The organism is Robiginitalea sediminis (assembly GCF_002198115.1).
In the GTDB taxonomy this organism is placed as follows: domain Bacteria; phylum Bacteroidota; class Bacteroidia; order Flavobacteriales; family Flavobacteriaceae; genus Robiginitalea; species Robiginitalea sediminis.
The window spans coordinates 591,956-618,147 of record NZ_NGNR01000002.1 but is presented as its reverse complement, the minus strand read 5'-3'; the positions used below and the strand labels follow the sequence as shown (position 1 = coordinate 618,147).

General features: G+C 54.2%; 27 protein-coding genes. 7 read left to right on the top strand and 20 right to left on the bottom strand.

Going from position 1 to position 26,192, the window contains the following annotated elements; translation table 11 throughout:
* Nucleotides 1–15: 15 nt before the first annotated feature.
* The gene (locus CA832_RS09000; protein WP_088341239.1) at nt 16–1,476 is read right to left on the bottom strand and encodes a nicotinate-nucleotide adenylyltransferase; all 1,461 of its coding nucleotides are present in this window, start codon (nt 1,474–1,476) and stop codon (nt 16–18) included.
* A gap of 88 nt (nt 1,477–1,564) precedes the next feature.
* On the opposite strand from CA832_RS09000, the gene CA832_RS08995 reads away from it, so the two are divergent.
* Together CA832_RS08995 and CA832_RS08990 are read left to right on the top strand one after the other, a co-directional pair.
* Nucleotides 1,565–2,329: an MBL fold metallo-hydrolase gene (locus tag CA832_RS08995; protein ID WP_088341238.1), complete on the top strand. Its 765-nt coding sequence runs from the start codon at nt 1,565–1,567 to the stop codon at nt 2,327–2,329.
* A gap of 2 nt (nt 2,330–2,331) precedes the next feature.
* Nucleotides 2,332–2,829: a hydrolase gene (locus CA832_RS08990; RefSeq protein ID WP_088341237.1), complete on the top strand. Its 498-nt coding sequence runs from the start codon at nt 2,332–2,334 to the stop codon at nt 2,827–2,829.
* On the opposite strand, the gene CA832_RS08985 is transcribed toward CA832_RS08990, so the two are convergent.
* The 8 genes from CA832_RS08985 to CA832_RS08950 all read right to left on the bottom strand — a co-directional run bounded on the left by CA832_RS08985 (nt 2,823) and on the right by CA832_RS08950 (nt 10,909).
* A complete protein-coding gene (locus CA832_RS08985) occupies nt 2,823–3,482 on the bottom strand; it encodes an alpha/beta hydrolase (RefSeq protein ID WP_088341428.1) in 660 nt (219 codons plus the stop codon). The genes CA832_RS08990 and CA832_RS08985 overlap by 7 nt on opposite strands.
* A 2-nt stretch (nt 3,483–3,484) precedes the next feature.
* Complete coding sequence (locus CA832_RS08980; protein WP_088341236.1) at nt 3,485–3,814, bottom strand: hypothetical protein; 330 nt, start codon at nt 3,812–3,814, stop codon at nt 3,485–3,487.
* Nucleotides 3,811–5,067 (bottom strand): dihydroorotase, encoded by a 1,257-nt coding sequence (locus CA832_RS08975; protein ID WP_088341235.1) that lies wholly within the window; start codon nt 5,065–5,067, stop codon nt 3,811–3,813. Before CA832_RS08975 ends, CA832_RS08980 begins: the two co-directional genes overlap by 4 nt.
* Nucleotides 5,064–6,980, bottom strand: a complete 1,917-nt coding sequence (locus tag CA832_RS08970; RefSeq protein ID WP_088341234.1) for a BatA domain-containing protein — start codon at nt 6,978–6,980, stop codon at nt 5,064–5,066. The genes CA832_RS08975 and CA832_RS08970 overlap by 4 nt, the downstream gene beginning before the upstream one ends.
* Nucleotides 6,981–7,071: 91 nt before the next feature.
* Nucleotides 7,072–8,082 carry a glycosyltransferase family 2 protein gene (locus CA832_RS08965; protein ID WP_088341233.1) on the bottom strand — a complete coding sequence of 337 codons (1,011 nt, stop codon included), beginning with the start codon at nt 8,080–8,082 and terminating at the stop codon, nt 7,072–7,074.
* Nucleotides 8,083–8,106: 24 nt separating this feature from the next.
* A complete protein-coding gene (locus CA832_RS08960) occupies nt 8,107–8,808 on the bottom strand; it encodes an SGNH/GDSL hydrolase family protein (RefSeq protein ID WP_088341232.1) in 702 nt (233 codons plus the stop codon).
* 15 nt (nt 8,809–8,823) lie between these two features.
* The gene (locus CA832_RS08955; protein ID WP_088341231.1) at nt 8,824–9,414 is read right to left on the bottom strand and encodes a hypothetical protein; all 591 of its coding nucleotides are present in this window, start codon (nt 9,412–9,414) and stop codon (nt 8,824–8,826) included.
* 4 nt (nt 9,415–9,418) lie between these two features.
* Entirely contained in the window at nt 9,419–10,909 is a 1,491-nt protein-coding gene (locus CA832_RS08950) for a S10 family peptidase (protein WP_088341230.1), read from the bottom strand.
* A gap of 149 nt (nt 10,910–11,058) precedes the next feature.
* Between CA832_RS08950 and CA832_RS08945 the strand changes: the two genes are divergently transcribed.
* Entirely contained in the window at nt 11,059–12,189 is a 1,131-nt protein-coding gene (locus CA832_RS08945; protein ID WP_088341229.1) for a Gfo/Idh/MocA family protein, read from the top strand.
* A 3-nt stretch (nt 12,190–12,192) separates the two neighbouring features.
* Here the strand turns inward: CA832_RS08945 and CA832_RS08940 are convergent, their stop codons facing one another.
* Together CA832_RS08940 and CA832_RS08935 are read right to left on the bottom strand one after the other, a co-directional pair.
* Nucleotides 12,193–12,960, bottom strand: a complete 768-nt coding sequence (locus CA832_RS08940; protein WP_088341228.1) for a TIGR02757 family protein — start codon at nt 12,958–12,960, stop codon at nt 12,193–12,195.
* Between the two features lie 4 nt (nt 12,961–12,964).
* Complete coding sequence (locus tag CA832_RS08935) at nt 12,965–13,630, bottom strand: ABC transporter ATP-binding protein (RefSeq protein ID WP_088341227.1); 666 nt, start codon at nt 13,628–13,630, stop codon at nt 12,965–12,967.
* Between the two features lie 167 nt (nt 13,631–13,797).
* On the opposite strand from CA832_RS08935, the gene folE reads away from it, so the two are divergent.
* Together folE and CA832_RS08925 are read left to right on the top strand one after the other, a co-directional pair.
* Complete coding sequence (gene folE, locus CA832_RS08930) at nt 13,798–14,397, top strand: GTP cyclohydrolase I FolE (protein ID WP_088341427.1); 600 nt, start codon at nt 13,798–13,800, stop codon at nt 14,395–14,397.
* A gap of 19 nt (nt 14,398–14,416) precedes the next feature.
* A complete protein-coding gene (locus CA832_RS08925) occupies nt 14,417–14,707 on the top strand; it encodes a hypothetical protein (RefSeq protein ID WP_088341226.1) in 291 nt (96 codons plus the stop codon).
* 49 nt (nt 14,708–14,756) lie between these two features.
* Here CA832_RS08925 and CA832_RS08920 read toward each other — a convergent pair whose 3' ends face one another.
* The 8 genes from CA832_RS08920 to CA832_RS08880 form a co-directional block, all read right to left on the bottom strand.
* A complete protein-coding gene (locus CA832_RS08920; RefSeq protein WP_233131776.1) occupies nt 14,757–15,329 on the bottom strand; it encodes a type 1 periplasmic binding fold superfamily protein in 573 nt (190 codons plus the stop codon).
* Between the two features lie 12 nt (nt 15,330–15,341).
* Entirely contained in the window at nt 15,342–17,747 is a 2,406-nt protein-coding gene (locus CA832_RS08915) for a TonB-dependent receptor (protein ID WP_088341225.1), read from the bottom strand.
* Between the two features lie 420 nt (nt 17,748–18,167).
* Nucleotides 18,168–18,485, bottom strand: coding sequence for a DUF6787 family protein (locus tag CA832_RS08905; protein WP_088341223.1), 318 nt, complete (start codon nt 18,483–18,485; stop codon nt 18,168–18,170).
* A 31-nt stretch (nt 18,486–18,516) separates the two neighbouring features.
* Nucleotides 18,517–18,966: a DUF6146 family protein gene (locus CA832_RS08900; protein WP_088341222.1), complete on the bottom strand. Its 450-nt coding sequence runs from the start codon at nt 18,964–18,966 to the stop codon at nt 18,517–18,519.
* A 74-nt stretch (nt 18,967–19,040) separates the two neighbouring features.
* Nucleotides 19,041–19,676 (bottom strand): DUF937 domain-containing protein, encoded by a 636-nt coding sequence (locus CA832_RS08895; protein WP_088341221.1) that lies wholly within the window; start codon nt 19,674–19,676, stop codon nt 19,041–19,043.
* A gap of 62 nt (nt 19,677–19,738) precedes the next feature.
* A complete protein-coding gene (locus CA832_RS08890; RefSeq protein ID WP_088341220.1) occupies nt 19,739–20,698 on the bottom strand; it encodes a D-2-hydroxyacid dehydrogenase in 960 nt (319 codons plus the stop codon).
* Nucleotides 20,699–20,724: 26 nt separating this feature from the next.
* Entirely contained in the window at nt 20,725–21,789 is a 1,065-nt protein-coding gene (gene serC / locus CA832_RS08885) for a 3-phosphoserine/phosphohydroxythreonine transaminase (protein ID WP_088341219.1), read from the bottom strand.
* A gap of 63 nt (nt 21,790–21,852) precedes the next feature.
* On the bottom strand, nt 21,853–22,908 hold the full coding sequence (locus tag CA832_RS08880; protein WP_088341218.1) for an acyl-CoA reductase: 1,056 nt from the start codon (nt 22,906–22,908) through the stop codon (nt 21,853–21,855).
* Nucleotides 22,909–23,014: 106 nt separating this feature from the next.
* Here CA832_RS08880 and CA832_RS08875 point away from each other — a divergent pair, with 106 nt between their 5' ends.
* Entirely contained in the window at nt 23,015–23,365 is a 351-nt protein-coding gene (locus CA832_RS08875) for a 4Fe-4S dicluster domain-containing protein (protein WP_088341217.1), read from the top strand.
* On the opposite strand, the gene CA832_RS08870 is transcribed toward CA832_RS08875, so the two are convergent.
* Entirely contained in the window at nt 23,362–24,837 is a 1,476-nt protein-coding gene (locus CA832_RS08870) for a carboxypeptidase-like regulatory domain-containing protein (protein WP_158211908.1), read from the bottom strand. The genes CA832_RS08875 and CA832_RS08870 overlap by 4 nt on opposite strands.
* Nucleotides 24,838–24,982: 145 nt before the next feature.
* Between CA832_RS08870 and ychF the strand changes: the two genes are divergently transcribed.
* Nucleotides 24,983–26,077, top strand: coding sequence for a redox-regulated ATPase YchF (gene ychF / locus CA832_RS08865; RefSeq protein WP_088341425.1), 1,095 nt, complete (start codon nt 24,983–24,985; stop codon nt 26,075–26,077).
* Nucleotides 26,078–26,192 lie beyond the last annotated feature (115 nt).

Below are 26,192 nucleotides of genomic sequence, written 5' to 3'. Positions count from 1 at the left end.
ACATCCCGGCTTTTTTTATTCTAAGAGTTGGGCTTCTTTGCTTTCTTTGGGCAGAAAGAGTTTCTTTTCCTTAATGACTTCGGCAATACCCTCGGGGAGCATTTCTTCCCACCCTTCTTCGTTCTGGGTGATTTTCTTCAGGACGTCCCGGGAGAAAATATGGAGGATATCCGGGTCGTAGTCGATGATATCCATAACCTTGCCGTTGTACTTGAAGAATTTGTAAAGCTCCTTCATCCTGGGGTGGACCTGGATGTTGTTGCTGGTCATGATCTGACCGCTTTCCGGGTCTTTCATGGGGTAGAGATACACCTTGAGGTCCTTGAAGAACAACTTCCCAAAGGCTTCCAGAATACCCCCGCTGAGGTGGCGGTAGTATTTCTCGTCAAAAATATCCACCAGGTTGTTTACCCCCATGGTCAGACCAATCCGGTTTTTGGTGTAGTTGTTGAAATACTCCACCAGTTTGTAGTACTCGGAGAATTTGGAAATCATAACTGTATGCCCCAGGGAGCAGAGCAGCTCAGCCCGGTCCATAAAATCGTGTTCATCGATTTCCCCCGAGGACTTCAGGTTGGAAAGGGTGATTTCAAAGATTACGATGGTTTTCTCCTCGACCACCGTTTGTTCGCGAACAAAAATATCGTAGGACTTCTGGAACATGTCCATATTGACCTTGGTCACCGGACGGAAACTCCCCCGTAAGGCGAGGATATTCCGTTTGTAGAGCACAGCTGCCGGGAGCAGGTTGTTCCCATCCGGCCCGAACATCACCGCATCGGTCATGTCGTTTTTGATGAGCTGAAGGCTCATCAGGCGGTTGTCTACATGAGTGAAATTGGGTCCTGAGAAATTGACCATGTCAATCTCCAGGGTATCCGTATCGATATGGTCGTAGAGGTATTTGAGTAATTTGCGTGGTTTGTGGTGCTTGTAAAATGCCCCGTAAATCAGGTTGACCCCCACAATCCCCAGTGTTTCCTGCTGCAGTCGCGCTTCATTTTGCTTAAAGCGCACATGGAGGACGATCTCGTCGAATTCTTTTTGGCGCGGGTCCAGCTGGAAGCGGATCCCCACCCAACCGTGGCCTTTGTACCGTTTGGAAAAATCGATGGTGGCCACCGTATTGGCATAGGAGAAAAACAGGCGGTCTGGGTGGTGTTCCCGGCTGATGCGCTGTTCCATGAGGTTCATCTCGTGGGCCAGCATCTTTTTCAGCCGACTCTGGGTCACGTAACGTCCGTCTTCCTCAATCCCGTAAATGGCATCGCTGAAATCCTTGTCGTACGCACTCATGGCCTTGGCAATGGTGCCGGAGGCCCCACCGGCCCGGAAAAAATGCCGTGCGGTTTCCTGCCCGGCCCCAATCTCGGCGAAGGTTCCGTAGATATCCGGGTTCAGGTTAATCCGGAGGGTTTTGGCTTTGATGGAAGGAACGTTTTCGAAAGCGAACTCATTCTTCTCAACACTGGGCATAACGGCGTTTTTACAAGGAACAAAGATATAAAGATGGGGCAATCCAAGTAATAAATAAGTTATAAATTTGGATAAAACAGACGAGCGGTTGAAGATTACTTTCCTCGGCACAGGAACCTCCCAGGGCATCCCGGTTATCGGAAGTGACCATCCGGTGTGCCTCAGCGATGACCCGAGAGACAAAAGGCTTCGCGTATCGGTCCTGGTGCAGCTTGCAGATGCCAATATGGTTATCGATTGCGGGCCGGATTTCCGCCAGCAAATGCTTCGCCACCCCATACCCCGCCTCGATGCCATCCTTTTTACGCACGAGCACGCCGACCACACTGCCGGCATTGACGATATCCGTCCCTTTTTCTTCAGGCAAGGGGATATTCCGGTTTACGCCCACAAACGTGTGATCGCCTCCCTGATGAAGCGTTTCGACTACATATTTGCCGATGAAGACCGTTACCCGGGTGCCCCGGCAGTACAGGTGCACGAGGTGGAGAGGGGCAGGGCCTTCGCGGTGGGGAATCACCAGGTGACTCCTGTGGAGGTCTGGCATAACCGCCTGCAGGTCTTCGGATACCGGATTGGCGATTTTGCCTACCTGACGGACATGAAATCCATCGAGAAAGAGGAAATGATGCGGCTGGAAGGGTTGAAAGTATTGGTCGTGAACGCCCTACGGCAGGAACCACACCACTCCCACTTTAACCTGGAGGAAGCCCTTGCATTTATTTCCGAGGTAGCCCCCGAATCGGCCTACCTCACCCATATCAGCCACCGGATGGGCTTCCATGCGGAAGTGGAAGCAGGTTTGCCCACAGGGGTTCACCTGGCATACGACAACCTTACTATAACGCTATAACCATGCAGAAGAATATTTTCCTTTACGCTTTCGTTTTTGCGGCACTAATTGCCCTTTATCTGGCTGTAAGCAGTTCCCGCAACATGCAAGGCCTCGAGAATGAGGTATCCCGCCTTAGGGAGCGGGAGGCCCAATGGAAGGATTCCCTGACACAATCCCGCCTCGAGACCCTGGATATGCAGTATTTCAGCCTGGCGAATAACGACGAGGCCCTGGCGTATTTTGAAGACCTGCCCCTGGAGGATCCTTCGGCCTATGTTATGGATCGGTTGCTTGAGACCAACGAGCAGTCCGGGGATAACCCGCTTGTCCCATACGAGGGCATGGAAAGCGACTTTAAGATCAATAAAATTAAAGTCCTGAACCACAAATGGATTCTGGCCGATTTCTCAGACGGCAGTTATTGGGGGGAATTGCTTATCGAATACGAATTGGGGGAAGACCTGGGGGCGCGCTTTACGCCCATGGCACACCTGCTTTATACGCGCTCTGGTCAGTAGCGGGGGGTAAGCCACTGCAGGAAAGACCTGAAGTTTTCCATGGAAACCCCATGCCCCACGGGATATTCTTCATAGACATGGGAAAGGCCCAGCTGCTTTAGGGATGCGGCTGTTTTCTGGGCCCAGGCAGGGGGAATGACCATATCGGCCTGCCCGTGAGAGGCATAAATCTCCAAATCTTCGTGCTTTTTGGATTCAAATCCCGCAACCAGCATGGACGGGTCCAGATACCCGCTGAGGGCTACAAGGGTCCGAATGCGTTCCGGGTAAGAAAGGGCCAGGGCATAGCCCAGGATACTGCCCTGGCTGAAACCCAGGAGGTTAATTCTGGAAGGGTCCAGGTTATAGGCCGTAGTGGCCTCCCCGATAAAGTGCAGGATGGCTTCCCTGGATTCCACCGCCTGGGCCGTATCGTTCCATTTACCTTTTTCCGCTTCAAAATTGATGGCGTACCAGGCGTATCCGAAGGGCTGTAAGGGATGTGGGGCCCGCAGGGATATTACAAACAGGTCTTCCGGCATCTCCGGGGCAAAGGAAAAAAGGTCCTCTTCGTTGCTCCCGTAGCCATGCATCATAATAAGCGCGGCAGAAGTCCCTTCCGTGTTGGCGGAGGGGCGGATCAGGTGGTGCAGGGATAGGTCCTTAGGGGCCATAATCAGGAAATAAACGTGAACCATTTCTGGAAAGGTTTCCCCAGAAGCGGCAGCAAAAGGGCCTTTCCTTGCAGGGCTCCGATAAACCCGTAGATCCAGAGGGCGAAATAACAGACATAGAAACCGATCCAGGTATAGGGGTGGAACCAGACCAGACTGGAAAAAAGCATCACTGAAATAAAAGCCAGGTGGAGGCCAAAAGCCTGCCGTGTATGGAAGCGGCCGAAAGCGTGCTTCGGTTCTGCGTTCATGGTCATGGCGATCAGGGAACCCACCAGGGTCAGGTAGGCAACAATGGCAATGGTCCGTGCCTCGGAAGCGGGCGCTTTCATGCCAGTTGGGCTTTGTCGCCTACCACTACACCGTAGGCTTTACCTTTTAGCTCCTCCCCGAGGAACATATCGTTCTTGGCCGTAGACATAAGGGGGGAAGTCCCATGGGTCACTGCCACATCCGGGTTAAACAGGCTTAGTTCGGCCCGCTGTCCCTCGGCCAGTTGCGGCTGCGGGATACCGAAACGCTTACGACCCCGGCACAGGATTTCCACGCATTGCGCTGTATCGTAGATTTTATTGAGAATCCCGAAGGCGGATTCCAGCCCCAGGGTGCCAAAGGCTGCCCGGTCGAATTCCAGTCTCTTTTCCTCTATATCCTTTGGGCTGTGGTCTGTGGTTACCATATCGATAACCCCATCGGCCAGGGCTTTGCGGAGGGCCTTTACTTCTTGTTGCCCGCGCAAGGGGGGCAAAACCTTAAAAACACTGTCAAAACCTGCTACTTTCTGGTCCGTGTACAGCAAATTGTGCACGGCAACGCTGCAGGATACGTCGAGTCCCGACTTCTTGGCTGCAGCGATCAGGGCGATGCTTTGGGCAGTGGAGATGGTCGGGATATGCAAACGCCCACCGGTATACTCCAGGATCCTGAGGTCCCGGGCCACCCGCAATTCTTCGGCAAGTGGCGGGATTCCCCGCATTCCGAGCCTAACGGAAGTTTCCCCTTCATGGACCTGGCCATTGGGGGCAAGGTCTCCATCCTGGGGAAAAGAGAGGATAAGCCCATCGAAGTTCTGGGTATAGAGCAGGGCCAGCTTAAGCAGGTTCGGGTTCTGAACGGGGTGTTTATAATCGCTGAAGGCAACTGCACCTGCTCCTTTCATGTCGAAAAGTTCGGCGAGGTCCTCGCCGTTGGCGCCGAGGCTGAGCGCCCCCATAGGGTATAGCCCTGTGGCACTCCCCCGGGCGCTTTCCCTGAGGAAAACCACATCCCCGCTGGTATCGGGTACCGGACGGGTATTGGTATTGAGGACGATACCTGTAAAACCGGAAGCCCCGGCAACCCGCAACCCATTGGCGATGGTTTCCCGCTCCTCGTATCCCGGTTCCCCGAAACTCACACTGCTGTCGAACCACCCGCAGCTCACGTGGAGGTTTGGATAAGTGATTGTTTTAGCGCCCCTGGGCGCTTCTATCCGGGAAGCGATTTTGGAAATAAGCCCGTTTTCGATGAGGATGTCCCGTTTTTTCCCGTGCAGGCCAACCTGACCGGGGTCGATCAGGGTAGCGGATTTCAGTAGAAGCTTCATCGAAGGAATTTTTGGAGCAGTAACTCAGCCACCGCAAACAGCAAAGCAAAAATAACAAACCATTTCCAAAGGTCGGTTACCCGTGTTTCATTTTGATACCCGGTAAGCAGGCTATCAATCCCCCGGTCCACCTGGATGTACTTCGGCAGCTCCCCTGAAAAGGCCGGATAGCGGCTTTCGTCCCTGGGGTAATTGAAACTGAACCGGTCTTCGGATGCCAGCCCTGAAATTCGGTAGGTACCACTCCTTTGGGGTTCCTCCCCAAACCGCAATACGGTCTTCCTCCCGAGCTGTTGCTGCTCCGGAATAAAGCTGTATCCGTCGGTCTCCAGCTGGTAAACACCATCCGGCCCCTGGTTGCGCTCGAGGCTCACGCTGGAAGGTGCTCCGATGGTGTAGTACAACGCATCCCGGAGCTGGTCTTTTAGCCCGAGGGCATAAAGGGTAGGGACAATAAGAGGGGAGCTGGTAAGGTTGCTGTTCGAAGGGGCTATGGAGGCCGTAAAGAGATAGAGGTTCCCGGAGCCCAGTAAAAAAGGCGAGCCATCCTGAAATTCGAGGATTCCCGGCCGGTTGCCTTTTACCCTGTGGTAGGACTGTACCTGCGGGTATTCAAAATTGGAAATCTCAGATTCGAATACATCGCGAAAGAGCGGGTGATCCGATCGGATGTTGGTAATGCGGTTCTCTGAGGCCAGGGCTGGTTCCAGGCTTAACCCCGCCGTGCTTTCCAGAAAGCGGTTGTAGCCATCCGGGTTCAGGCCCTCCGGTGGGATGATCAGGATATTGGCCCCGGCTTCAAGGCTGGCGGTAAGCAAGCGCTCTAGGGTTTCCGGAATGGATTCCAAACCATTGAGAATTATCAGGTCCTGCGCTTCCAATAAACCGAAATCGAGGGTGCGAAGCCGTGTTTCCCGGAAGGTGAACTCGTCTTCGGTAAAGATGCGTTTCAGGTAATCTGTAGTGCCTGGCCCCAGGCTTAGTACCCGGATCTTCCGGGGGCTATCCAGGTGGAAGTACAGGGTATTGTCGTAAGGCAGGCCTTCGTCCAAAACCCTTACGGTGCCGGTAATCCCTTTTCTGGCAGGCAGTGTAAAAACGGCCGACCCATTCCCGGAATCATCCACTTCCGGAGCTGTTTTAGCGATGAGGGTGTCCCCCTGGTACAGGGATAACGCCTGGTTGATTTCCGGACTGCTGAGGCGGACATCAACATGCAGCTCAAGCACATCTTCCCCCTGGTTTTCGAGATAGGCAGAATCCAGGGAGATATTATTATTACCGGGAGGGTTTACAACCGCCGCCCTGAGGCGGGGCAATCGGGTGGTGTCTACTTCTCCTTCGCGGAAGCCCTGAAAATCGGAAATAAGCCAGAGTTCGGGATCTACAGAGGGGTCATTGTTAAATAGAGGGGCAGCCCGAAGCAAAAGCGACCCGAGGTCGGATTCTATATGGGTATGGCCCATGGTGAGCAGGATATCCTGTAGCCCTGATAGTTCCTGACGTGGATATTGCTGGGTGTTTGTCAGTACCGAGACCCGGAAATCCCCGGGCAGGTCCCTTAGCAGTTTCTGGATTTCCCCCTGGAGGAGGGTAGTGGCTCCCGACGGATATTCCATACTCATGGAATTGTCCAGGTAGACCACAATATCGCGTTGTCTTTGCGCCCCGGAGGCAGCCCGGTACGGTTGGGCAAAGGCGATCACAAGGGCGGCGAGCAACCCCAGCCGGGCTGCCAGTAGTAGCCACTTTTTAAGACGGCTGCTTCGGTCGGATTCCAGCCGTAGCCGTTGCAAGACACGCACATTGGTAAAGGCCGTTTTGCGAAACTTCCGCAGGCGCAACAGGTGTACCAGGATGGGGAGTAGCAGGGCCAGCAGGCCCCAGAGCATTTCCGGATACTTCAATAGCATAAATCCGATTCTATTCCCAAAGATAGTCAATTCAATGGCCGGAAAGGACCTTGGGGATGTGCAGTAGGTCCTTTTGCCTTCCGCCCGGGAATCAACAAAAAAAGAAGTAGTCTGCCTTTGGCTGTTCCAGTTGCAGCTGCCCCAATACCCCCTTGATTTCCAACTGGGCGGCCTCGTTGGCAACTGTTATAATGCTCTGTGGCTGCGGTAAGCCGAAAATCGCGCGGTAGTGTTCCAAGCGGACCCCATAGATTTTCTTCCCGATTTTTCTGGGGTTGTCGCAAACCCATCGGAAGGGTTCCCCGGCCTCAAGCAGCAGGCGTGCCACTTTCTTTCCCTTGTATCCTGCCCCCCAGATCACCAGGGGTCTTGAGGGTTGTCGGTCCAGTTCAAGGAAATACCGGGTTTTGATTTCCAGGAAATAATTCTGGGCATAGTGCTCGGAGGTGCGGGAGGTTCGCCAGGCGTAATCCCTCCAGTAGTGAAGGACTTTTGTCGCCGGCAGGCATTGGAGGCCTATGCGGTAGAACCGGAAACACAGGTCGTAATCTTCCGGGTACAGGTCGGGCAGGAATGCGCCAGACTTGTCCAGGTCCTGCCGCCATACCATCCAGCATGGGGAAGGGATGACGCATTCCTTGTAGATTTCAGAAAAATTTTCCCCCGAGGCGCTCAGGCCATTGAGCCATTTTTCATACCGGTCATACCCGTCAGATACCCCGGCATCAGAAAAGTACCTAACCAGCCCAAGCGCGAGGTGACCCCGGCCACTTCGGATCAGCTCTCCTGCCATTGTTTCCAGGCGGTCCGGGCTCATCCGGTCATCCGAATCCATCCGGGTAATCAGTTCACCCGAGGAAGCGGCATAAGCCTGTCTCAGGGCAGGGATAATCCCCGTCCCTGTGTTTTCCAGTACCCGGATGCGGGAATCCGCCACGGCGGCCTTTTCCAAAAGGGTTTTGCTGGCATCTTCCGAATGGTCATTTACGGTAATTAATTCCCAGTTTTCATGGGATTGGCCACGGATAGAGGCCAGGCATTCTTCCAGGAAGGCGGCCGTATTTCGGAACGGCATCAGGATACTGATTCGCGGTTCGGCCATAACTCGGGGGCTTCCCCTTGAGGATTAGTCCGCCTGTTGTTTCTCCAGCGCCTGTGCTATGGCTTTTTCCGCGAGGGGGGCCATCATCTGATACCCCTTAAGCGTAGGGTGCACTTCATCCGAAGCCAGGTCGGGCCCGAGGCCGTTCCGGGCATCGGCCATGGCGCTGAAGTAATCCAGGTAGACCATGTTTTGCTCCCGGGCGTATGCCTCAATCATCGCATTGAGAGCAGGGATTTTGAGATTCGGATTTAATCCGGGCCTCCAGGGGTAATCGTAGGCGGGCAGGACAGAACTCAGTACGGGCTCGATCCCATTGGCCCTTGCCAATTGCGCCATAGAGACCAGGTTGTCGCGGATTTGCTCCAGGGTCATCGGGCCGGTGTTGCCGGCAATGTCGTTGGTACCGGCCAGGATAACCACAACCCTGGGCTGCAGGGCGATGACATCCTGCCGGAAGCGCAGGAGCATCTGAGGGGTAGTCTGCCCGCTGATCCCCCGGTTCACATAGGGTTTACCTTCGAAAAACCCGGGCATTTTGTGCAGCCATCCTATGGTAATGGAGTTTCCCATGAAAACGACCCGGGCTTCCCCTTCAGCCGGGGGCGCAAGGGCCGCATTATCATCCGCAAAACGTTTCAGGTCCGGCCAGTCCTGCCCATGGATGGGGAGGGCAAAAGCGATCAGAGTCAGTAATAGGATACAGGGTACTTTTCGTACAGGCATTGGATAGGCTTTGGTTTATTGAGGGTTTCCCTTAGGAGGGGTAATCATGATATGCGCCCGGTGGGTTCCAGGGTCCATGAGCCATGCATGCCCCGGAGGTGCCGGGGTGGTGGGCAATCCGGTACTGGCCCCTGTGGCAAACGGAATGTAGAAGACATAGCGGGTAAAGGGCTCCAGTATCTCACCTGAATCCGGGTCTACCTTTCCTGTAAAAACGCAGAGCATGGCTTTGTCCGGCATCTTCAGCAAACCGGAACGCACTTCCTCTTCACGGGTCTGGAAAATCTGGTCGAAGGACATGCCTCCGGCACGCAGTTCGCGGCCACGGGCCATAAACGGCTCCAGGTCTTTATGGTAGGCGGCTGTGGAAAAGTTATCCCTTGCCGGGTCGTCGGCCAGGGCGATATAGTCCCCGTCGCCTTCCCTTAAAGTTACCAGGTTCCCGTCCTGGTCATAGCCCAGTACCCGGGCCTGTTCCCGGTAATCCTGGGGTACCGCCATAAGGGCGGTTTCAATCTGCCACTGGGCGGGGGGAATTTCCTGGGCCGTCAGTCCTTGGCAGGCCAACCCTGCCAGGAGTCCTAAAAAAATGCTTTTTAGTTTCATGGCATTAGTATTTAGCGCTTTTCCCGATGGCCATGGTCCGCAGGATAAAGGCCCGCAGGTCATCGTTGGCCTGTTTGAGGTCTTCCCGCCTCAGGTACATCATATGCCCGCTGCGGTATCCCTTGAATTCGAAGCGGTCCTTCATCCTCCCGCTGGGGTCTACCTGCCACATGGTATACTTGGCGTTGAAATAAGTGGTGGCCCCATCGTAATAGCCGGACTGGACCAGTACGTTCAGGTACGGGTTCTGTGCCATGGCCTGGCGGAGGTTGTCCCGCGTCTCATCATTTTCATCGTTCCAGGGCCGTACGGGGCCAAACATATTGTATTTGATGTCCGTTTTGAAATTCAGGTCATTGTGGAAATAATAGTTGATAGCCGGGGTAAAGCTGTGGAGCCATGAAGTCAATTCCGCCGCATAATCCGGACGGGTGCCGGCCAGGGTCTTGTCCAGGCCCAGGTAACGGCTGTCCAGGCGGCCCACGGTATACCCGCCCCGGTCCCGGCGGAGGGCTTTCCAGAAAAAGGAGGTAGGTACGTCCAGGTTGTGGCCCAGGATGTCTTTCTTATTGAGCCCGGAATAATAGGCCATTTTTTCCGCTACGGCATTCCGTTCGCCATCGCTGATAAAACCGCCTTTGGCGATGGCAGGAATAAGGGTGTTAATGGTATACTCTTCCGATTCAGGCAGGATTTCCAAAAGATCCTTTTGCTGCAGTTCCGGGGGAAGGGCTTTGTGGTGCCAGGCCGCCGCGGTGTAGTAGGGGAGGTTCAGGGCGCTGCTCACCGGCCCGCCCACGCGGATTACTTTGTAATCGGCTGGGGATACCATGATAACCCCGTTCAGGTACATCCACTGCTGGTTCTGCAGGGCCAGGGAAAGTCCCATTACGCGGGTTCCGCCGTAGCTTTCCCCGATGATGTACTTCGGGCTCTGCCAGCGGTTGTGTCGGGAGACGAAGGTGTTGAGCCATTCCGCGAGGTACTTGATATCCGCGTTAATGCCGAAGAACATATCCCGGTCTACTTCCTTCCCGGTTTCCGGGATGGTCCTGGAATATCCGGTGTTGGCCGGGTTCACATAGACGATATCGGTAACATCCAGGACGGAAAACGGGTTTTCCGCCACGCCATAAGGTTGTACCGGGTATCCCTCATCGTCAATACGCAGCACTCTCGGACCCGTATAGGCCAGGTGCATCCATACGGAACCAGAGCCCGGACCGCCGTTAAAGGAGATCAGCAGGGGCCGGCCTGCGCGGTCCCCCACGTTATTCCGGGTGTAGTAGGTATAATGCAGGGCAGCTACGGGCTCGCCCATATCATTCCACACGGGTTGGGTGCCCGTCTCGGCTGTATAGGAAAACCGCTGACCATTAATCGTGACGCTGTGCTGGGTAACCACAGTGGTATCTACCGGGAGTTTGCGTTGTTGTCCGTGGATCTGGCCCATGAATAGGGCCACTAAAACGAGGGAATAGATTCTGATACTCATTGTTTTTTTGGGTTAGTCTAATGCTCCCTAAAATAGTGTTTTTCCCAGAGATGCCCTACCGGTTGCGCCAGGATGCGTTCCCTGGTAATACCAGACACTAAGCTAACCGGAGTTTTTTATCTTTAGGGGACACCAAAACGGCAAAACCGATGGACCGAAGGAATTTTACAGGGAAGATGGCCCTGGGGGCTTCAGGGGCCCTGATGGCACCGCACCTGAGCTGGGCCTGCGCCCCAAATGGCAATACCGCCCAGCGTAAACTGGGGGTTGCCCTGGTGGGGCTGGGAAGCTACAGTACATACCAGCTGGCACCGGCCCTGGAACAAACGCAGTGGTGCCGCCTGGCCGGGATCGTAACAGGCACCCCTTCAAAAGCCGCGAAATGGAGGGAACAATACGGGATAGACCCCTCCCATATTTACAATTATGAGAATTTTGATGCTATTGCGCAGGACGACTCGATCGATATTGTCTATGTGGTCCTGCCCAACAGCATGCATGCCGAGTTTGCGATCCGGGCTGCGAAAGCCGGGAAACATGTTATTTGTGAAAAGCCCATGGCCGTTAGCGTGGCCGAATGCGATGCCATTATAGCAGCCTGTGAAACGGCCGGTGTAAAACTATCCGTGGGCTACCGCCTTCAGTCCGAACCCTATACCCGGGAAATAAAGCGCTTGGTACGGGAGAAAACCTTCGGGGACGTCCTGTTTATAAGTGCCGATGCCGCTTACGTATCCCGGGGAAACCCGGACCAATGGCGGCTCAACCGCGAATTGTCCGGAGGGGGCGCCTTGTTGAATATGGGGGTTTATTCCATTCAGAGTTGTATCTACTCCTGCGGCAAAAACCCGATAGGCGTCAGCGCACAAGAGTTCAGTACCAGGCCGGAGTATTTCAAGGACACCGATGAGACTATTACCGCACAATTTACCTTTCCCGGGGGCGTGGTGGGGCAGATGATGACCTCCCACAACGCCAATGCCAACCGGTTGTACGGCTCCTGTACCAGCGGCTGGTTTGAATTGCAGCCGGCCAACAACTACGGCCCTTTGAGCGGGCGGACCTCTGAGGGGCCCATCGAATTCCCGCACGAGTCCCAGCAAAAATTGCAGATGGACGACTTTGCCCGTCATATCCTGGAAGGTACCCCAAACCGGGCTCCAGGGGAAATGGGGCGGAGGGATATGGTTATTGTAGAGGCCATTTACCGTTCCATCCGGGAAGGGGGCAGGCAGATTGCCCTGGACCTGCCGGAAGGATATGGGATCTTACAGGAATAGGGGTTAGCTGAATTTCTCAAATACCCCCAGGCCAAAAAGCGCAAAATCGTATTTCACCGGGTCTGCAGGGTCCAGGGCCCGCAGGGAGGCATCGAGTTCCCGTACAGCTCTTGCATCGTTCTGACGGCGATCCAGCAAGCCTAGCGCCCGGGCTACCTTCCCGCTGTGGACATCCAGTGGGCAGGAAAGCTGAGCCGGGGACAGCTGGTTCCAAAGCCCGAAATCGACACCGGACGCTTCAGGCCGCACCATCCACCTCAGGAACATATTGATGCGTTTGGCGGCCGAACCCTTCCCCGGGTTGGAGAAATGCTTCTCGCTCCGGGCCGGGTGGGGCTGTTCGAAAAAATGACGGCGCACCTGCACGATGGCATCCTGCAGGTTATCATCCTGCGCATAACGGGCAAAAAGGGGTTCGAATCCCCCGTAGGATTTGTAAATATGGCGTAACCCGAGGATAAAGGCCTTAAGGTCGGAACCATTGAAGGTCCGGTGTACGAAAGTCCCGAGGCGTTTGAGTTCCGCAGCATTGGCCGATAGTACAAAAGCATGGGGGGATTGGTCCATGCGCTCCAGCATCCCTGCCGCGTTCTGGATAATGCTTTTCCGGTTTCCCCAGGCAATGGTAGCGGTAAGGAACCCGCTTATCTCGATATCTTCCTTTTTGGAATACCTGTGTGGGATCTGGATGGGGTCGGATTCCAGGAATTCCGGCTTCTGGTATTCCAGCGTCTTGGCTTCGAGGAATTCGTAGAGTTGGCTTGGATCCATGGAACTACTGGGAGACAATCCTGCCATCGACCATAGTCAGTTTCCGGTCTGCCATCCCGGCAAGCTCCTTGTTGTGGGTGACAATGACAAAGGTCTGCCCATAGGAATCGCGCAGGTCGAAAAACAGGCGGTGCAGGCGGTCTGCACTGGCAGAGTCCAGGTTACCGCTGGGCTCATCGGCCAGGATAACACCGGGTTTGTTGATCAGGGCACGGGCTACGGCCACCCGTTGCTGTTCCCCTCCGGAAAGCTCCGACGGTTTATGCCCCAGGCGGTGTTCCAGCCCCAGGAAGGTCATGATCTCGGCCGCATCCCTTTCGGCTTCCTCCTTGCCAGCACCCATTATGTATGCGGGGATACAGACATTTTCCAGGGCCGTAAATTCCGGGAGGAGTTGGTGAAACTGAAATATAAACCCGACATGCCGGTTGCGGAAGCGCGCCAGTTGTTTGGACCCCAATCGTGTCACATCCTGCCCGTCTATCTCGATTTGCGTGGGGTATCCGGGGGAAGGGGAGTCAAGGGTTCCCAGGATCTGTAACAAGGTAGTCTTGCCTGCTCCGGAAGCCCCTACTACAGAGACGATTTCGCCTTTGGCAATCTCCAGGCTTACCCCTTTGAGGACTTCGAGTTCGCCGTAGAATTTGTGGATGTCGGTTGCCCGGATCATGGGGTAAGTATTTGCGGCCTGAAAGTACGCATTCGCACAGAAAGGACAAAATGGGAACGACCTTGAGACACCGTTTCGCCGGGTGAGTAGCACCAGGCTGTTTTTGGCTGGTCAAGTCCGGGCAGTATGGGATTTTTTTAGCATCTTTAAACCAAATGCACAACCTTATGGCACCCTACCGTTATCTGGAGGAATACAATATTGAAGTTACCACAGAATTAAAAAGCCGGTATGAAGGCATTATTGACGAACTCGGGGAAGATGCGGCCCGGGAAGGCCTCGTAAAGACCCCGGAAAGGGCTGCCAAGGCCATGTTGTTCCTCACCCAGGGGTATCGGCAGGATGCCGTCGAGATCCTCCGCAGTGCTATGTTCCGGGAATCCTACAGCGAGATGGTCCTTATCAAGGATATAGAGGTTTACTCCCTCTGCGAACACCATATGCTGCCCTTTTTTGGCAAAGCCCATGTGGCCTATATCCCTGACGGGCATATTGTGGGGCTTAGCAAAATCCCCAGGGTGGTGGATGTTTTCGCCCGCCGCCTGCAGGTGCAGGAACGCCTTACCGATGATATCCTGGAATGCATCAACACCACCTTAAAACCCAAGGGGGTTGCCGTGGTAATCGAAGCCGCCCACATGTGCATGATGATGCGCGGGGTTCAAAAACAGAATTCAGTAACGACCACTTCCGGATTTCGCGGGCAATTCGAGAAAATTGAAACCCGCAATGAATTCCTCAAATTAATCAGTTCTGACCTCTCCTAAGCGGAGGAACCCCCAAGTTATGGCAGATTCTGACGGAAAAATGCGCAAGCTCCTCCTCGGGCTACTCCTGGACGGGGTAGGGATGTTGTCCCTGTTGGTCCCCGGGCTGGGGCCTGCCCTGGACCTGGTCTGGGCGCCGGTGGCCGGGTGGCTCATGACCCGGATGTACGCGGGCAGGGCCGGGAAAGCTGCTGGTTTTATCGCCTTTGCAGAAGAGCTTCTCCCGGGTACAGATGTCGTGCCGACCTTTACCCTGATGTGGATCTACACCTATTACGTAAGCCGGCTTTTTACCAAGGCCCCGAAATAAAAAACCGCCCGGCTGCGAAGCCGGGCGGTATACATCGGGATTCCTCAGACTATTGTACGGCGAGGGTAAAGCTCTGTGCCACATCGGTTTCCCCTCCGGCATCGGTAAGGGTACCGTCGTTGGGTTTCTTCGGCTCGTGTCTCAGGGTTACGGTAAGCCCTGCAGCACCTGCCGCACCGGTTTCCAGGGTAAAGGAAAGACCGATGGGGTTGCCATTGGCATCCTGGTCGGTATAGGTGACCTGGTTAATACTTCCGGAAACTCCGTAAAAGAACTGGTGTTCTTCGGCTTCTTCCTCCACTTCCTCCGTAATATTTTCAGTCGGGGTTTCGGTTTCGTTCAGGACCTGAACCGATCCGGTGTAGGTCGTATTGGCCTGCAAAGGGCCAGATACTGTCACTTCCGGCGGATTGGGCCCGTCTCCGTCCAGGTCCTGGGACTGCAGGGTCACAGTGCCGCCAGCGGCCTGGAGGGTAACCCTCACGGTGGTAATGATCTCTTCTTCATTTACCGGCTCCGGATCGTCGTCGTCATTGCTGCACGCGGTGAACCCTAAGGCCAACAGCAAGATCAGGATGCGGGTGGTGTTTTCAGAAATCAGGTTAAAGGTATTGCGTATCATAGATTTTTAGTTTTAATATTTAAACAGAATATTCAGGATCAGGTTCCTGCCGGGGCTGTCGGCGAAATAGCGCAGCCGGTCCAGGTAATCCCGGTAGGAAACATTCAAAACATTTTGGGCATGCAGAGTGATGCGTACCGATGCCTTCTCCAGCTTCGGCCATCCGATCCCGGCATGCAGGTTGAGCAGGTGGTAGGCCGGGGGAGGGGTATTTATCGCCAACTCCACGTCCTGCCCCTGTTCAGGGGAAAACACTACTATATTTTCCGGGAATTCGTTTTGCCGGAAAACATACAGACTTTCCAGCCCGAACTGAAAGTCGTGCCAGGCCTGTTTTTCCCACACCAGCTCATTTCGCGTCCTCGCAGCTGGGACGTTGATCAGGGGGGTATCCAGGTCCAGATCCCTTCCCTTTACAAGCGAAAACTGATGGGTGCTGGAAAACCCGGCACCCCAGGTATTCCCCAGGTTTACGTCCACCCCAGCAAGGCTGGCATCGGTTTGCCGGTAAGACCAAACGGGGAAGGCACCTCTGATGGTAAACTCGGTACCGGTAGGCTCCAGGAGGATAAACCCGGACAGTCTTTGGACATAAGGGGTCACCTCAGCACGGAACCCGCCCCTGTCATAAACCAGGTTAAGCGATCCCTTATAAGAGGTTTCCTTTTCAATCCGGAGATCGCCCAGCTCAATCCTGGCAGCAGAGTGGTGCAGCCCGTCGCTGAAAAGTTCAGACGGGTTTGGGGCACGCTCTGCCCGGGAAACCTGCAGGCCGGCCGTCCAAGTGCTGTTCGGATGCCAGGTAACCCCTGCCGAAGCCGAGACATTGCTGAAATCCAGCACCGGGTTAGTCAGCAGCTGGGTACCGAGGTCTTCGATGATGATATCCGCAAAATCCTCATCGTAGCCGCGTTCTTCCCACCTGCTGGTACGGTAGAACTTTTTGGCATCGGTCCGACTGTAATCGTACCGAACACCGGCATCAGCCGTCCAGGCCTCGTCCACAAGCCATTCGGCCGTAGCATATCCGCCCACTTCATAACGGTTATAATCCGGGATCAACCGCCGGACCCCTGTGGCAGGGTCGGCAAAGTTGTCCTGGTACCTCCCCAACAGCCCCACTTCCAGGTCAAAGCCCTGAAAACGGTCTATTGACAAGTTTGTACTCAGGCTGTGGGTAGTAAGGGTCAGGTCTATGGATGGCCTTCCGGCGTCCGATTGTGTGCGGTTCACATCGAATTCGAACCGTTGGTTCTGCTGGAAATCGTATTGCAACTCCCATTTACCCAGCCCAGAGAACCTCTTATAATAGGTGGCTTTACCCAAGTGGTGGGCGACTTCCTGCCGGGGTTCTGCGATGGTGTAGGTAAAGGGGTCGACTACTTCCGGGGTACCGTTATTAATGCTGCGGATCAGGTCATCGATATTTCCGATGTGGGAAGCCCGGAGAATTCCCAGGGTGGCATCGTAATAGGAGTAAAAGAGGCTCCACCCGGATTCAAACTGGGAATTTCCCACTTCGAGGGTTACCCCGATTTGCTGGTTGCCGGTATTGGAAAGGACATAGTCCGGGGCTTCGGTATCCCCCAGTCTTCTGAAACTGGCCTGGGCCCTGGCATAAAGCCCGGATTGCCAGCTTCGTGTAAGTTCAGAAGAGATACTGCCCCCGCGGCCATTAGTCAGGCCCGAAAGCATGGTATTACCCCAAAGGCTGTCGCGCCGGAGGGTCCTGTCGTTTTCAAGGACGATCACACCGCCTACGGCATCCCCTCCATATCTCAGGGCTCCGGACCCTTTAATCACCCGGACATTGTCCGAACTGTTCAGGTCCACATTCGGGGCGTGTTCCTCCCCCCATTCCATATCCTGAAGCCGCACCTCGTTTTTCAGGATCAACACCCTGCTCCCGTAGAGTCCCTGGATCACCGGTTTCACAATGGAAGCACCGGTATTAATACTGGAAACACCACTGATTTCCTTCAGGGCATCCCCCAGACTTCCGCTGCTGTATTGGGAAAGGGTTTCCTCGTCCAGGACTACCTCCGCTCCTGAACGTACCTCATTGGGATTCGCCTCCCCGAGGACGGTAACTTCCTCCAGGGCTTCGATATGGTGTTCCAGGGTGATTTTAATCTCGGTATCCTGTTGAAGGTCTATTACCTGGGTAACCGGACGGCATTCGATATGCGATACCTGCAATTCGTATACGTCCGGGCAAAGGCCCTCAAATTGGAAGGTGCCGTCAAAATCCGTGGTGGTATACACACCGCGTTCCAAAAGCTCCAGAACGGCCCCGGCAAGGGGAGTCTGGTCGTGGTAGTCCACCACCCGGCCTTTCAGTACCATGCGGCATTGCTGCCCATAGACGGAAGTCCCTAACAGGATAAAGAGGATAAGAGACACTAAAGGGTATCTCATGAGAATAACAGTTTAATGAAAATGGGGGATAAATCAGGAAGTCTGAACCCCATGTGGCGGACCTCTCAGGCGCATTAGCACCCAAGGGCGTTCTTCGGCAGGACACCGGTATGCCGGGAGCATTGCTTCCCGGACGCTTTCACGGAAAACCTCCAGGGTTAACGGAACCGGAAGCGCCGAAGGCGATGCAAAAAAGGTGTGAAAATCGCAGTTGAATTCCGCCTGGTGAAAGTGGTTGGGGATATCTGCCTGGCAGTGGATCTCAACATGCCCATAGAAGGCATGCCACATCTGAGCAGTTCCCGGTAAAACCAGGGTCAGGAGGAAGAAAGATGCAAGAAAGCTTCTGACCATTTTACTGCGCTATCCCTACAAAGGTAACCGATGGGCACCCAGTAAGAATGTTAAGAATTTCCCAATTCAGGAAAAAAGGAAGCCCAAACCCAGGCGTTTGAGCATTTTCTTCTCAAAGGCCCAGAAAAACCGGAACTGCCCAAAAAGCCACCCAAAAGCAACCAACAGGATTTGGTAAAAGGGGAAAATCAGCAGCAGCCGGAGTGTCCAGTATACCCAACCCCCCCACCAGGCTTCATGTCCCTTCAGGGCATCCAGTCCAATCCATTGCAGGAAGGGTTTGGCTACCCAAACCGATGCGGATCCCGTAATGGCGAAAACCACACAGATGACTATAAGCTGGAAATTGGAGGTAATCCCCCAGCGCTTCTTGAGTTTTTCCATGGCCCGTATTAAGCGGACCAAAGATAAAAAATTATAGTCGGGGGAGGTAGGGCCCCAAACGCTGCTTGTACTTGCGCTGGAAATAAATGAAATAGTTGTATAATTTGTAGTTTACCTCATAGCCATAGTCGATCCTCGGGTCATAATCTATAGGCCATTCATAGAGGTTGGGGTCAAACTGTCCGGGCAGTAGTACCCGGTTGTTCCAATTGGTTACATAAACCGCATTGCGGGTCTCCAGAAAAGTCTGTGAGTAATACCCTTCCGGGTGCGCCACACTTACCAGCCAATTGTAGAAGCCCGGGTCAATAATGACGATTTCATATTTGGATTCTGCATCGGCGATAACCACACTGTCGGGCTCGGACTGAGCAAAGATGGCCCTTTCTGCTTCGGATAATTCCACGCCTTGCTGGGACCCACATCCGGCTGCCAGACCGAGGAGTAGCACTACCCAAAGAAATGAACTCCAATGCTTCATGGGTTTTTCTTTTTCCTTAAAATAAAAAAACCACCGGATTTCCGGTGGTTTTTTTTTGATGGGTGGTTTCAGGTCTACTTTCCGAAGAGCCCTCCGAGCATACCGCCCAGGCCACCACTTTTCTTATTCTTGCTTCCCAGAACCATATCGGCAACATCGTCCAGTACGCTTCCGTCTCCGTCTGCATCGATCAGGCTGGTTATCAGACTCTGGTTGGACTGGGGTTGCCCCCCGAGCATGCTCCCGAGGAGGGAGGTAAGGCCATTGGAATCGGAAATATTACTTTGGGAGGTTTGCCTTCCCAGGTAGCCCATCAGGATTGGTGCGGCAATCTTGAGGATGTTGGCAATAGCTGAAGGGTCCATCCCGGATTTTTGGCTGAGCGCGCTTTCCACGGCAGGCTGACGGTTACCCAGGACGTGGCCCAGGATACCCGCCCCGTCATTCAGGACATTGGAATCTACACCGCCTCCGAACAGGCCTCCCAGGTCGTCCAGGATCCCGCCGCTATGCTTGGAAGACAGGGCGCTCATAAGCCCCTGGGCCCCCTGTGAGGTCGATGCATTCTTTTTCATGGCCCCCATCAGGACCGGAAGCGCCATGGAAAGGACATCCGCGGTTTTATCTTCAGGTTGCCCGGTTTCCCGGCTTACACCCTGAATCATTAGTTGCCCCATGGGGCTGCTTAAAAGGTCTAAAAGTCCAGACATAATAATAGTAGTGTTTAGTATTCTCCGGGTAAGGTAATAAAGTTTACCCGATCCGGCCTAACCTAGTTGTTTTTTAACCCCTGGATAACCTGGGCGGCCAGCTCCAGGCCAATCCGGTCCTGGGCTTCCAGGGTAGATGCGCCGATATGGGGGCTCAGCGAGAGTTGCGGGTGCATCAGCAATTGGATTTCGGGGTTGGGTTCCGAAGCAAAAACATCCAGGGCTGCAAAGCGGATATGATCCGTTTCCAGGGCCTGCAATAGGGCGGGTTCGTCTATAACCCCGCCACGGGCCGTATTGATCAGGGCGGCCCCGGGTTTCATGGCTTTCAGTTCCTTTTCTCCAATGAGGGGCTTATCTTGTGATGGCACATGAAGGGTCAGGAAATCGGCGTTGGCCAGGACGGTTTCGAAGGACGAGCCCTGAAGCTCAAAGTGGACTTCCTGTCCGTCCGCAAAACTGAGGGTAACCCGGGCTTTTTCCACGCCAGGGTCAGAATAAAGGACCTGCATGCCCAGGCCCAGGGCGCGCTGGGCAACAGCCCTTCCGATACGACCAAACCCAACAATGCCAAGGGTTTTCCCCTTCACTTCAATGCCTCCTGAATAGTACTTCTTGAGGGCCTTGAACGTCTGGTCCCCTTCCAGGGGCATTTGCCGGTTGGAGTCATGTAGGTACCGCACCCCTCCGAGCAAGTGGGCAAAAACCAGTTCGGCCACTGAATCGGCAGATGCCCCGGGGGTATTGACCACGCGAATGCCCTTGCTGCGGGCATACTCCACATCTATGTTGTCCATGCCAACCCCGGCGCGTCCGATCATTTTGAGTCCCGGGGCGGCGTCAATCACCTCCCGGGTTACCTGGGTGGACGAACGTACCAGCAAGGCAGCAATACCCTCCCGCTCCAGGAATTTGCCCAGTTGCTCCTGGGCCACCCGGGTGGTTATCAGTTCGAACCCTTCCGATTCAAGGCGCGCTTTCCCCGCCTCAGAAATGCCGTCATTGGCCAGTATACGAAACATATGGGTGTGGTTTTTATTCTTGGGGATCAGGCTTTGCGTTCCAGGTCGCTCATGACATCTACCAGAACCCCCACGCTTTCCAGGGAAAGTGCATTATACATGGAGGCGCGATACCCGCCCACGGAACGGTGGCCGTTTAAGCCATTGATGCCCGCTTCCTTCCACATGGCGTCGAAGCGCTCCTTGAGTTCCGGCTCGGTCAGGGTAAATGTCGCGTTCATATGGGAACGGTCCTCAGAGGCTGCAACTCCTTGGAACAGGGGGTTAAGGTCAATTTCCGAATACAGGAGTTTTGCCTTTTTTTCATTGATTTCAGCTATGGCCGGGATGCCCCCCTGTGCCTTCAGCCACTGCAGGTTTAGCATAGCAGTGTAGACGGCAAAAACCGGCGGGGTATTGTACATGCTGTCTTTGGAAATATGCATCCGGTAGTCCAGCATGGATGGTATCTGACGGCTCACCTTACCCAGGATATCCTCCCGCACGATGACAAGGGTAGCGCCAGCAGGCCCCAGATTTTTCTGCGCGCCCGCATAGATCAGGCCGAAGCGGGAGAAATCCATTTCCCGGGAAAAAATATCGGAACTCATATCGGCCACCAGGGTGGTGTCCGCCTGTGGAATCTCTTTAAATTGGGTCCCGAAAATGGTATTATTGGTTGTCAGGTGGAGGTAATCCAACCCTTCGGGAATTGCAAAATCCTTGGGGATGTACCTGTAGTTTTCATCCTGGGAGGAGGCTACTTCCACCACCTCGCCAAAAAGCTTGGCCTCCTTGATGGCCTTGGCACTCCAAGTCCCCGTATTGATGTAACCAGCACGTTTTTCCAGCAGGTTGTAGGCTGTAGCCAGAAACTGAGTGCTGGCCCCGCCCTGCAGGTACAGGGCTTCATAGCCCTTGTCTTCAAGGCCCAAAAGCTCCAGTGCCAGATTCCGGGCGTTTTCCATAATTGCCACGAATTCGGGGCTTCTGTGTGATATTTCAATTAGGGAAAGCCCGGTGCCGTCCAATTCCCGAACGGCGTCGGCGGCCTTTTGCATCACCTCCTGCGGAAGGATGCAGGGGCCCGGGCTGAAATTGTGTTTTTTCATGGGTTTGGGATTCAAAGGCGTAAAGGTCTTAATTCTGTAGGAAACCTCCCCTACGGCAGCCTCTTAATTTTGCTTTATTTTCAACAGGAAGTCAACCGTGTCCACCCCGTCGGCGTAATCGGCTAAACCGGGCTCCTGGCTGCTGCCAAAGGGGATGGAGGCGGATACCCAGGAAGGACCTACCACGCACTGCAGGTCCTCCGTGTGGTGTTCCAAATACGCCAAAAGGGCTTCACGGCTTTCGTATTCCTGATAAAATAAGGTGCCGATGGGGGAGCCCAACCCATTATCTTCCTTTAGCAGCAGAAAACCATTGTCTAGCATGGGCGCCCCGCTCATCAGGTACACGGCTTTATTGTAATCGTAGTTATTGGCGTATTTCTGGTGATCGGTTACCGATCGGAACCGGTAGAAGGCCTGGAAGACCTCTTTGAAGTCATACCCCTTGGGTACCATGAGCTTGGAAACACTCCGGCAGCCCATCCCAAAATAACGGAACACGTCATCGGCAAGGCTGTCCAGTTGATCCTGGGATTCGCTGCCGTCTAAAACCGCAAGACTATTTCTGTTTTTACGGATGATATGCGGCTTGCTGCTGAAATAATGCTCAAAGTAACGGGAGGTATTATTGCTGCCGGTGGCGATTACGGCGTCAAAATCCCCGAGAGTGCCCTGTGTAAATGATACCTGATGATCTATTTCCGGCGCTGTAGCAGCCAGGCGACGCACCAAAAAGGGCAATAAGAGCGTGTCTGTGGAAGCGCATTTAACAATAGCGGTATGACCGGTAGCCAGGATGCAGAGCAGGTCGTGCAGGCCAACCAGCGGAATATTGCCAGCAGAAATCAGCCCAACCCGGAGTCGCTTTCCGGTTGCCTCCGGATAGGGGGCGAGCCAATATGCAAGAGCCTCCTCTGAAAAGTGGGCCGCCCATTTCCCCAGTGCGAACTGGACCTGCTCCGGGGTAAACCAGGGGTTTTTGATCCGGACTTCTTCCAGCAGGACATCCCATTGCAAGGCGTTTTCCAGGGGTTGCGGTCCCCGGTCGGGGGCCAGGTACCGCTGCAATTCGTCCCCCAGGGTCACAATGGCCTTCACAATGTTTTTATCTATTTGCATCCGGCTTGTGCTCTAATGCTTTTGCGATTAAATTTGTGCAAAAATAGAGATACCGGCAGCCCCAGCCAACTTCGGGCGCCTGGTTTCTGAAAATGCAAGAGGGATTATGGCTATAATTATCACAGACGAATGCATCAATTGCGGGGCTTGCGAACCGGAATGCCCCAATACTGCCATTTATGAGGGAGCCGATCAATGGCGTTACAGCGATGGCACTTCTCTGAAAGGAAAGGTTGTGTTGCCGGATGGGAAAGAAGTGGACGCAGATGCGGTTCAGGAGCCCATCAGCGACGAAGTATACTACATTGCCCCGGATAAGTGTACCGAGTGTATGGGCTTCCACGAGGAGCCGCAGTGTGCCGCCGTGTGTCCGGTAGACTGTTGTGTTCCGGATGAGGACCGTGTGGAATCCGAGGAAGAACTACTGGGCAAACAGCGGTTCATGCACCCTGATTAACGCTCTTCCACCCGGAAGTTCTTCATATCCTCCAGGGGTTCGATTATGGTGGCATCCTGCCATACGGACCGCTCGAACCTACCCGGGCGCAGGAGCGGTATTTTCTCTATTTCTTCTGCAGCGGTCAGGGACGCACCGCTTCCTGCTGCCACAGGCTGGACCAGCATGGACTCCCGTTCCCGGGCACGACCCTCCAACAAGAAATCGAACCGGACCTTTTTTCGGGCAGGGCTGTTTTCGATAAACTTTAATTCCCGATGGAGATAAACGTAGTTACCACTATCTATTTCAATATAATAGGGAAAGAAAGTATTGTCTTCATTGCGTTTGAATATCACGGTGCCCCGGCTTAGGTTTTCTTCGTACTTGATCCCCAAAAGCAGCTTGAGGTTAACCTTATCTCCCCCTTTTCCACGGGCATAGCGGTAATCCGCCTTCAGCACCGCAAAAGAGTTGGCCTCCACATACAGGACTCCGCTGTATTTGGATTTCCGTTTTCCGGGTTCAAACCCAATGGCATACACGTAATAGCCATCGAAATACGTGGCATCCAGAAATCGATACTCGTAGGCATCCGGGTCCAGGAAGCTGCGCAGGCGGGTACCGTCCTTCCATCCGCCCATGGCCATTAAGCGGGATACCTTTTCTTTTAGGTATCCGGTGCCAATGCTGTCTTCCCGTTCGGACCCCTCGGCGAATTCCTGCCCCGGGGAGATACTGTCCTCAATTTTGAAAAGTCCCGTCTTCATTTTGTAAGTCTGAGTCGTGTCCAGGTGGTCCAGGATAATGGCCTGTGCGCGCTTCTGGATATTGTCCATGGAAAAATCCCGGCTGTGGTCTACCAACTCAATGGCCTGGTCTACCTGTAATATAGAACTGGTGTCCGATACAGCCTTCCAAACCCCTCCAAAATCCAGGTACTCCCGTACATTGGCCTTCACTATATCGGCACCGAGCTGGCGCAGACGGGCATCCGCTTCGCGCAGTTCCTCCCGGTTCAGGTCCGATGCCTTTTCGAGTTCGAGGACCAGGTCGTCGAATTTCATATGGTCGGATTCCCGGTAAAAAATGGTGTAGCCGGGTCCTGAACTTGGGTGGTTTTCATCGAGTCGCTCCCGGACCTGCCGAACAATGGCATCGGCCGAAGGAATGGCGCCGCCAACGCGGACCTCATTGAGGTTGATGGCGGCCGGTTGCAGCTGCAGGATGTTTTGGCCCGGGGGCATATCGGAAGGCGCAACCGCCAAAGACCTGTAGCCCAGGCACGAAATTTTGAGGTCTCCACTAACAGAACTGAGGTCTATGGTGAAGATGCCTTCTTCATTGGTAATGGTACCCGATCCCGGGCCGGTCACTACCGTGGCGAAAGGAATAGGCTTGGCGTTTTCAGCGTCCTGGAGGGTGAAGGTCCTGGCCTGTGCACTAACCAGTTGAACGGTAAAAAGCAGGAACGCCATTAAGGAAATGCGCATAATAATGGTGGTGTTTTCAGGGTAAGACGTCCCAAATCTGGTCCTGTTACGCCATGGGGTGTTAAAATACCGTGAAGATTGGACTTTTGCCGGGGGTTTTGCTACTGGAAATAGGCCTATATTTGCAGCCGATAAAAAACCCAGTATGAAAGCCGGAATCGTAGGCCTGCCCAACGTAGGGAAATCCACACTTTTCAACTGCCTTTCCAATGCCAAAGCGCAGAGTGCCAATTTTCCATTTTGCACCATAGAACCCAATATAGGGGTCGTAAATGTCCCGGACCCCCGTCTGCCGCAGCTGGAGGCACTGGTAAAACCCCAGCGTGTTGTTCCTGCAACAGTCGAGATCGTAGATATAGCCGGCCTCGTAAAGGGGGCGAGCAAAGGGGAGGGGCTGGGCAACCAATTCCTCGGCAACATCCGGGAAACCGATGCTATACTCCATGTGTTGCGGTGTTTTGATAACGACAACGTGGTGCACGTAGACGGGAGCGTGGATCCTATCCGGGATAAGGAGACCATAGACATGGAGTTGCAGCTGAAAGACCTAGAAACCGTTGAGAAGCGTTTGGAAAAGGCTGGTCGTGCCGCACGGACGGGCAACAAGGACGCCCAGAAGGAAGCCCAGGCCCTGGAGGCGGTTAAGAAAGCCCTGGAGTCAGGGACCTCCGTGCGGGCAGTAGCCCTGGAGGAAGAGGTCTATGAGGCCTTTGTTAAGCCCCTGCAGCTTATTACGGACAAACCGGTGCTTTACGTCTGTAATGTGGACGAACAGGCCGCTACCACAGGGAATGCCCATGTAGACCGGGTACGGGAGGCTGTGGCCGGTGAAAACGCCGAGGTGCTGGTTTTGGCAGTGGCCACAGAGGCGGACATAGCCGAATTGGAAACCTATGAGGAGAGGACGCTCTTCCTGGAAGACCTCGGCCTGGACGAACCCGGAGCTTCCAAGCTCATACGCGCCGCATACCGACTCCTGGATCTGCAGACCTATTTCACTGCAGGGGAGAAGGAGGTACGGGCCTGGACCATCCCGGTTGGGGCTACCGCGCCCCAGGCCGCAGGCGTGATCCATACGGACTTTGAAAAGGGCTTTATTCGTGCCGAGGTGATCGCTTTCTCGGACTACGTTAATTTTGGTTCAGAAGCCAAAGTGAAGGAAGCCGGAAAAATGCGGGTAGAAGGCAAGGAATACATCGTGAAGGACGGGGATGTGATGCATTTCCGGTTTAACGTGTAATCCGGCATTATCTATTGGTTGCTAATTAACAGTCCTCCGCGGTATTGTTAATTACTTTGCCGCTTCCCGATTTTGATTTCTTCGCCAGAATTATATATTAGCGGGTTAAACCCCG